This window comes from Streptomyces sp. NPDC047049 (assembly GCF_040643995.1).
Classification (GTDB): Bacteria; Actinomycetota; Actinomycetes; order Streptomycetales; family Streptomycetaceae; genus Streptomyces; species Streptomyces mooreae.
In genome coordinates this window covers 1-7,560 of record NZ_JBEYVM010000024.1, presented here as the reverse complement: position 1 = coordinate 7,560, position 7,560 = coordinate 1, and the positions used below count along the sequence as shown (strand labels likewise).

The 7,560-nt window shown below is 70.1% G+C and carries 5 protein-coding genes; 2 read left to right on the top strand and 3 right to left on the bottom strand.

The features are described from left to right. Positions 1 to 630 precede the first annotated feature (630 nt). A complete protein-coding gene (locus tag ABZ851_RS33270) occupies positions 631 to 1,863 on the top strand; it encodes a cytochrome P450 (protein WP_361135727.1) in 1,233 nt (410 codons plus the stop codon). A gap of 80 nt (positions 1,864 to 1,943) precedes the next feature. On the opposite strand, the gene ABZ851_RS33265 is transcribed toward ABZ851_RS33270, so the two are convergent. The 3 genes from ABZ851_RS33265 to ABZ851_RS33255 form a co-directional block, all read right to left on the bottom strand. Further along, positions 1,944 to 2,939, bottom strand: coding sequence for a phospholipase (locus tag ABZ851_RS33265; protein ID WP_361135724.1), 996 nt, complete (start codon positions 2,937 to 2,939; stop codon positions 1,944 to 1,946). Between the two features lie 307 nt (positions 2,940 to 3,246). Further along, complete coding sequence (locus ABZ851_RS33260; RefSeq protein WP_361135721.1) at positions 3,247 to 4,884, bottom strand: actin cross-linking domain-containing toxin; 1,638 nt, start codon at positions 4,882 to 4,884, stop codon at positions 3,247 to 3,249. 196 nt (positions 4,885 to 5,080) lie between these two features. Next, the gene (locus tag ABZ851_RS33255; RefSeq protein WP_361135717.1) at positions 5,081 to 5,821 is read right to left on the bottom strand and encodes an alpha/beta hydrolase; all 741 of its coding nucleotides are present in this window, start codon (positions 5,819 to 5,821) and stop codon (positions 5,081 to 5,083) included. Positions 5,822 to 6,116: 295 nt separating this feature from the next. Between ABZ851_RS33255 and ABZ851_RS33250 the strand changes: the two genes are divergently transcribed. Next, positions 6,117 to 7,430 (top strand): cytochrome P450, encoded by a 1,314-nt coding sequence (locus tag ABZ851_RS33250; protein ID WP_361135714.1) that lies wholly within the window; start codon positions 6,117 to 6,119, stop codon positions 7,428 to 7,430. The last annotated feature ends 130 nt before the right edge of the window (positions 7,431 to 7,560 follow it).

Genomic DNA, 7,560 nt, shown 5'->3' with positions numbered 1-7,560 from the left:
TGTCCATCGCGTACCGCAAGCGATGCTTCGTGCCGGAGCATTCCGAGAGGGGCATGGCTCCTCGGAAACCTTCGGCGGTCAGGGGCATCCCAGGGACGTCTGCGGGACCTTCCGGCGTGCAGGGGGAAGGCCATGACAGTGCTGAAAGGCACAAATGCGCTGGTCAGGGGCCCCAGGCGCAGGGGGCGATGACGATGACTGCGAGCCCGCCACGGGCGGTCCGGTGCGCACATGAGGCGCCTCGGATCCGAAAGGTGTCACCGATGTGGTGCAGGTTGCCTTAGCGGAGACCGGCGGATACCAACCGGTCGACATCGGTGGCTGCCTGCTCCCGGCTGACCAGCCGGTGGCCATCAGCTGCGCAGACTGCAACAACGACCCCGCCCCGGGAGCCCACCGGTCGGTGGGCCATCGCGCTCACCTCGCGTGGGGCGCCGGGCAGCACGGCTGTCCCGCCGGCTCGCACGCTACCCCGTCGCCGAGGCCGCCATCTTCCACGTCCTCGATGTCCTTCCCGAGAGGGACCTCGTTAGCCACTGTGACGACCTCGTCCGGCGTCCCGGCGCCTTCCACCGCTCCCTCGCCGCCCTGCCCGTGAATCTCCCCCCGCAAGCTGAAAGAGGCACTACCGTGTCCCCACAGCAGATCCTCGTCCTCGACCCCACAGGCGCCGATCCGGACGCCGAGCACCAGGCCCTGCGTGATCGCGGCCCGGCCACGCCGGTGGACATCCTCGGCGTGCGCGCCTGGAGCGTGTCCGACCCGGACCTGCTCAAGCAGCTCCTGACCAGCAAGGACGTCTCCAAAGACGCGCGCGCTCATTGGCCGGACTTCGCCGAGACCGTGCCCACCTGGCCACTGGCCCTGTGGGTGTCCGTCAGCAATATGTTCACCGCCTACGGCGAGGACCACAGCCGCCTGCGCCGCATGGTCGCCCCCGCCCTCTCGGCCCGCCGAGCCGCCGCCCTCCAGACGGATATCGAGGCCTTCGTCAACGCCATCCTCGACGGCCTCGATGCCGTTCCGGCCGGCGAGACGGTCGACCTGCGAGAGCACCTGGCATACCCGCTCCCGATCGCTGTCATCGGCCAGCTCATGGGCGTACCTGCCGACCGGCGGCCCGAGTTCCGCACCGTGGTGGACAACGTGTTCGCCACTCATCTCACGGTCGGGGAACAGGTCGCCAACACCGCCACCCTCTACGGCCTGCTGGACGCCCTGATCCAGATCAAGCGCACCGAGCCCGGTGAGGACATGACCTCGTCGCTGATCGCCGCCCGCGACGAGGAGGGCGACGGCGCGGCCCTCAGCAGCGCCGAGCTGCGTGACACGCTCCTGCTGATGCTCGCGGCCGGATACGAGACCACGGTCAACGTCATCGACGCCGCCGTCACCGCTCTGTTGACCGACCCGCAGCAGTTGGCTCACGTCCGCTCCGGCCGTTACGCCTGGCAGGACGTCGTCGAGGAGACACTGCGCCACCAGCCCGCCATTAAGCACCTTCCCCTGCGCTACGCCCTCGCCGGCATCGCGCTCCCCGATGGACGGACCATCCAGGCCGGAGACGCCATCCTCGCCTCATATGCCGCCGCCAACCGGCACCCCCGCTGGCACAGGCACCCCGATCGCTTCGACGTCACCCGCCCCAGCAAAGAGCACCTTGCCTTCGGTCATGGCGTCCACTTCTGCCTCGGGGCTCCGCTCGCCCGCCTCGAAGTCGTCACCATCCTCAGACTGCTCTTCGAGCGCTTCCCCGACATCCAACTCGCCGCCGGCCCGCACGAGCTGAAGCGACTGCCCAGCCTGATCAGCAACGGCCACACCGCTGTCCCCGTGCGCCTGCGCCCGACGCCGGACCGCTGACGTGTGCGACGCGGCACCCGGCGGTCCGGGCGACGACGACGCTGACAGGGACCGGCGAGGCCGGGCGGGGGCTCGGGGCGTCAGCTGCCGAAGGGGATGTCCCGAGGGGTCGCCATCCGGCGGGTCTCCGGGTGGGCCTTCACGTAGTCCGTGATGTACGACAGCGACTCCCGCACCGCACTGTCGTCCGTGCCGCAGCCCTTCGGGCCGCTGACACCGTCCGGGTAGCACGACATGCGGTGGCCGTAGATCAGGCTGTCCACGGCGGCGCTCCCGTCGGAGGAGTCGAGCAGGGTGGTGGCACGTTCCCCGTCACCCTTGCTCACCGTCCAGCCGACGGTCTGCGCGAGCTCTCCGGCGTCCCGGGCCTTCCTGCCGGCGGCCAGCTCCTCCCGGATGCTGTCGAATTTCAAGGCCATGCTGAACTCGCCCTTGTCCATCACGCGCTGGTTGCCGGGGACGTTCGGCCCGTGCTCGGCGAAGCCGTCCCGGACCTGCGCGTAATCGCCGCTGTAGCTGACTGCTTCCTTGGAGTTCAGGTCAGCGAGGGCGGTCTTCCAGCCGCTGCCGCCCTCCTTGCCGTAGAAGCCGTAGAGCACCCGGATGCCCCTGCTTTCCAGCTTCTGGCGCGCCAGGTCCCGCAGCCCGGCCACGGAGCAGTGGCGCCACTTGGGGTCGTTGCTGTCGCACCAGTCGGGGTTCTTCATGTCCAGCCAGACGAAGGAGGCGTGACGCCCGTGATCATGCTCCTTTGCCACCTGGTCGAACATGGCCGACATGGTGTCCCCGGAGCTGGTGGGAGAGCCGTCGTGGTCGGCCCACCAGCCCTTGCGCCAGGCCGTTGCGTCCATCTCCAGCGCGTTGGCCCCGTTCTTGAGCGCCGTGGTCACCCCGCCCGTGGTCAGCACCCGGTGGGCGATGGCCCAGGTGGGCTGCTGCTCGGTGGCGGCGGGCGCGGTCTTGGAGGACTCGTCCTCCGAGACCGCGCCCATGGCGGCTCCGGTGCCCAGAGTGGCTGCGGAGGCGATCAGAACCAGCGGCAGCAGTACGGCGCGAAGCCGGCGTGGGGAGGCCATTCAGGACAGTCCTTTCCGTTGCACGGGCTACGCGTGGTGGCAGCCTGTGTGCCGTGTGGTGACTGTCTGCCCTACGGACAGACGGCGGGCCAACTGCCCGCCGCTGCAACACTGTACGGTAAGTTACCCATCAGTAAACAGGCTGCCGTCCGTACGTGGCCGCCCCGCCGGTCCGAGGGGAGGGCGGCGGGAACTTGTCGGCGGTGCCCATTGGTGGAGCGGCGTACGGCGTCAGATGCGGAGCAATTTGTCCCCGCGTACGGGCAAACACCGTTGCCGTACTAGGGCCTGATCCAAACGACAGGCCCTAGGCCTCGGGGCCGAACCGGTCCTTGATCTCCCGCCACTGCTCCGGCCTGGCAGTCCTGAGCCACTGGGACTTCTGCTGCGCTGTGGCCAGGGTGAACAGCCGGGCGACCGGCTTGTCCTGGTGGCGCGGATGCTGCTCGCGGTACCAGTCCGCGAACGGTTCCACGTTGCCGGGACCGGCGACGCGCGTGTTGATGGCCCGCACGGCCTCGCTCCGCCGGGTGCCGAACTCCGACAGCGGATCGGAGATCTCCACCTCGGCCTGCCGCTGCTGCGGGACGTACCGCTTGAGCTGGTCGGGAACGGTACGGAACTCGAACAGTGCCGCGGGGTGATCCGTCTCCCGGCCGTCCTTCGCAGAGGTGACCACGGCGTCGTTGATGCCGTGGCCGGCGACCTCACCGCCGCCCCTGAAGATGTACCGGTGCGCGGCTTGCCACGCCTTCTCGTCACCCCGCGGCGGCATGGTGCGCAGCAGCTCCATGGCGGCGCTCCGGCTGCTGCCGTCGAGGGTGTCCAGCATGTTCTTCGGCCGGGTGCGCGGCAGGATGTGCCATTCGTTCTTCACCTTGGGGTCGGTGAGCCCGAAGGCCAGTGGGTTCCCCTCGGGCTCGTAGTCCTCCATGGGCAGGCGGTACTTGGCGAGCAGACCGGCGGTGAAGTCGATGACGGAGGCCAGGTAGGCGTAGACGCGGGCCACGGAGGCCGGGTCGCCGGGCTGCGCGGACAGTCCAGGCATCCGCTGGGCCGCCTCGGCTGCCAGTTCACGCCTGTACCAGGGGGCGCTCTCCAGCAGTTTCAGCTCTTCGCCGTGCCCGGGCTCGCGCGTGAACCCGGTGCCGAAGTCCTTGGCGGCGACCCCCATGGTGAGCTGCTGGCCGGCGGGCGGCATCCGCACCGATCCGTCCTCCTCGGCGTGCATGCCGGTGCCCGAGGCGACGACGTGCCGGGCACCGACCACCTCCAGCCGGTACTGGCCGTCCTCGCTGGTCTGCGCCCGCAGCGGCTCGTGAGTGCGGGAGGAGGTGTGCGCGCGAAAGACGTCGAGCAGGAACTGCACCGCGTTGTTGCGCTCCTGGACCTGCCCGTCGTCGATGAGCGAGGGGTAGGTGACCAACTCCACGGTGTGGATCTGCCACTGCCCGGAGTTGGCCATCGGCAGGTTCTTCGGGTTGGGGTAAGGGCCCTGGACCATATCCTTGGTGATCTGGACGAGGGGCTTGTCGTCCCGAGCCGACCGGACGACGGCGAACGTCCGGCTCGCGTTCATCGGCAGCGCGCAGACGAATCCGCTCAGCTCGCTCTCGGTGCCGAGGGAGGAGCCGGAGAAGCGCTTGCCGAACGGCGGGGCACCCACCCGCTGCACCGGCGTGCCGGCCTGGCTGCCTCTTCCCAGAGCCGCGGTCACCGCGCGGTTGCCCACGGCGCCCTGGAGCATCCTGACCGACTCGGGGGTACAGCGACCGGCGGCCGACGCGTCCAGTCGGGCGGCGTCGGAGGCGACGCGCGCGGGCGCGGGGCGCGGCGCCGGGTGAAGGTGGTCGTGACTCAGCTCGTGCTGCCGCAAGGCGCGCTCCAGGTTCTTCTGATCGCCGGGCCCGATGACATGCAGATACAGACCGCTCCAGTCTGACACTCGTCCGCCCGCCCGGAAAGGCCCACGAGGGCAGGCCCGGGGCAGGACACGCGTGCTGGAGGGCAAGCCCGCATACGACGCGGATCGCGTCGTGGAGCGAGGGCACCTGGCAACTGGCCCGGCTGTAGGACGGACTCACCAGCACCTTCGCTCCGGACGCACAACGTGCCAACGCCGACGGAACCTCGATGCGGGTCTAGCGCAGATGCCGGGCGAAGAACCGGGCCGCGGCGTCCCCCGCGAACTGCGGGACGCCGCTGTGTCCGCCCATGTTGGCGTGCAGTGTCTTCTCCTGGGAGCCGAAGGCGTCAAACAGGTCCAGGGCCGCCTGCCGGTCGTTTCCTTCGTCGTCCCACTGCAGCAGGACGTGCAGGGGAATGGTGACCCGGCGGGCCTCCTCGAACATGGCGGCGGGCACGAGACTCCCGGCGAACAGCACGGCGGCCGAGATGCGCGGATCGACCACCGCAAGCCGGATGCCGATGGAGATCACTCCCCCCGAGTACCCGACCGGGCCGCCGATCTCGGGCAGCGACAGAAGAGCGTCCAGGGCGGCCTGCCATTCCGGGACCGACTTTTCGACGAGCGGAAGGACGAGGGCGTCGACGATCTCGTCGCCGACCGGCTCGCCGGCCTCCATGGCCCGGCGCAGCTCGGCGCGGGCCTGCTCGGCGGCGGCCCAACGGGGCCGGTCACCGCTCCCGGGGAGCTCGATGGTGGCCGCGGCGAAGCCATCCGCCGCGGCGCGCCGGGCCCGCCCCGCCAGCCGGGGATACATCTTGCGCAGTCCGAGCGGAGGGTGGCCGAGCAGAATCAGCGGCGCCGGTCCGGATGCAGATGCGGACGGGGGCGTCCACAGGATGCCCGGGATCCCGCCGAGGGTGAATTCGCGTTCGAGGACGCCGTCGTCGAGGCGCCGTTCAGAAGTGAAGTGCATGGTCGTGCCTTTCGGGAGTGCGCTGGAACGGCGCTCCCGGACGACCTATCGCCCGACCGTGACCCCGGAGGGGAGCACCCATGTCGATACTGCGTTCACGGGTACCACCTCCTCGTTCTCTCGCACGGCCTCCGGGAGATTAGCAACGGTCGCAGTGGTCCGCCAACGGGTTTTTGCGGCGGCTCCGTGGTCGATGCAGCGGGGACCCGGGGAAAAAGTGTTTGATGCAAGGGTGAGTCGAGGGCCCCCGAAAGAGACTCTTCGACGGGCAGGACTTGGGGCAGGAGGCACCGTCATGCGCATCCCCGGACCCGAGTACCAGGAGGACGGCGGGCTGAGCGCCGTTGCGGCTGCGGGCGGGCTGCACCGGTACCAGTTACGCCTGCACGAGGCGCACGGACCCGTCGTGCGCTTCCAGCTGCCGGGCGCGGACACGGCCGTGTCGATCGCCGATCCCGTGCTTCTGGAGGCCACGGCGCACCTCGACACACGGCCCGAGGGACTGTTCGCGTTCCTGGACCCGCTGTGCGAGGCAGGCAACCTGCAAGTGCTGCCCGCCGAGGAGCACGCCCCCTGGCGCCGACTGCTGCTCTCGGTGCTCGCCGGACGGCCGGCTCACGAGCGGCACTTCGCGCGCTTCACCGAGCTGGCGCGGGAACTCGCGGACCGCTGGGCGGGGCAGGGGGACGGAGAACCCGTCGAGCTGCAGCAGGAGTTGACCGCGCTGTCGCTCCGTATGATCTGCGGGTTCGCGCTCGGCGGCGCGGAAACCGACACGGACCGTGTCGTCGCCGCGTTCGAGGAAGTGCTCACCGAGCACCTCGGGCGGCTCTACCAGGTGCCACGGGCCGACCCGCGCTCGGCGGAGCGGGCCGAGGCGGCCCTTGCCTATCTGCGTGCGACGGTCGACCGCGTGGTGGCGGCGCACCGTTCGGGCGGCCGCACCGACCGCAGCGACCTGATCGGGGCGCTCGTGGAGGCCGGTCAGGGCCCGGCGCGGATCAGGGACACCGTGATGATGACGCTGCTCGCCGCCCACCACACCACCGGCGTCGCCGTCTCGTGGACGCTGCACCTGCTGGGCCGTCATCCCGACGTGGCCGATCGCGTCGCCGCCGAACTGGACCAGGTGTGGGTCGAGCGCGCCACGCCCGATTACGGTGATCTGCGGCGGCTTACGTATCTGGACATGGTGCTCAAGGAGTCGATGCGCCTGTTCCCTCCCGGCCCGTACGGCGCACGTGAGACGACCGATGACCTGGTTCTCGGCCCGTATGAGATCCCGGCCGGGACGACGGTGTTCTATCCGTTCTGGGCGGTGCACCTGAACCCTGAGCACTGGCCCGAGCCGGAGCGGTTCGACCCCGAGCGGTTCACGCCGCAGGAAGTGGCCAAGCGGCCGCGGCTCGCGTACGTCCCCTTCGGGATCGGGCCACGCAGCTGCGAGGGCGCCGCCCTGGCCACGGTCGAGGCCCAGCTCGTCCTGGCCGTCCTCCTCAAGCGTCTGCGTTTCCGGCCCGCGCCGGGGCACGAAGTGACGCCGGTGGAACGGTTCGTGCTGTGGGCACGGGACGGGATCCGGATGACGGTGCGGCCACGGGACCGCTAGGGCGTGTCCGCAAAGTCCCGCCTGGCTCGCGACGCCTGGCACGCACGCTCGCTGCGTTGTCGGGATCGTCCACGTAGACCCACTACGAGGACGACCCTCCGCCTTGCGAGCGCACGCACCAGACGCCGCG

Excerpts from the sequence above, each read along its gene's own strand:
- ABZ851_RS33250 (WP_361135714.1), top strand. The coding sequence starts at position 6,117 with ATGCGCATCCCCGGACCCGAGTACCAGGAGGACGGCGGGCTGAGCGCC.
- ABZ851_RS33265 (WP_361135724.1), bottom strand. The coding sequence starts at position 2,939 with ATGGCCTCCCCACGCCGGCTTCGCGCCGTACTGCTGCCGCTGGTTCTG.
- ABZ851_RS33255 (WP_361135717.1), bottom strand. The coding sequence starts at position 5,821 with ATGCACTTCACTTCTGAACGGCGCCTCGACGACGGCGTCCTCGAACGC.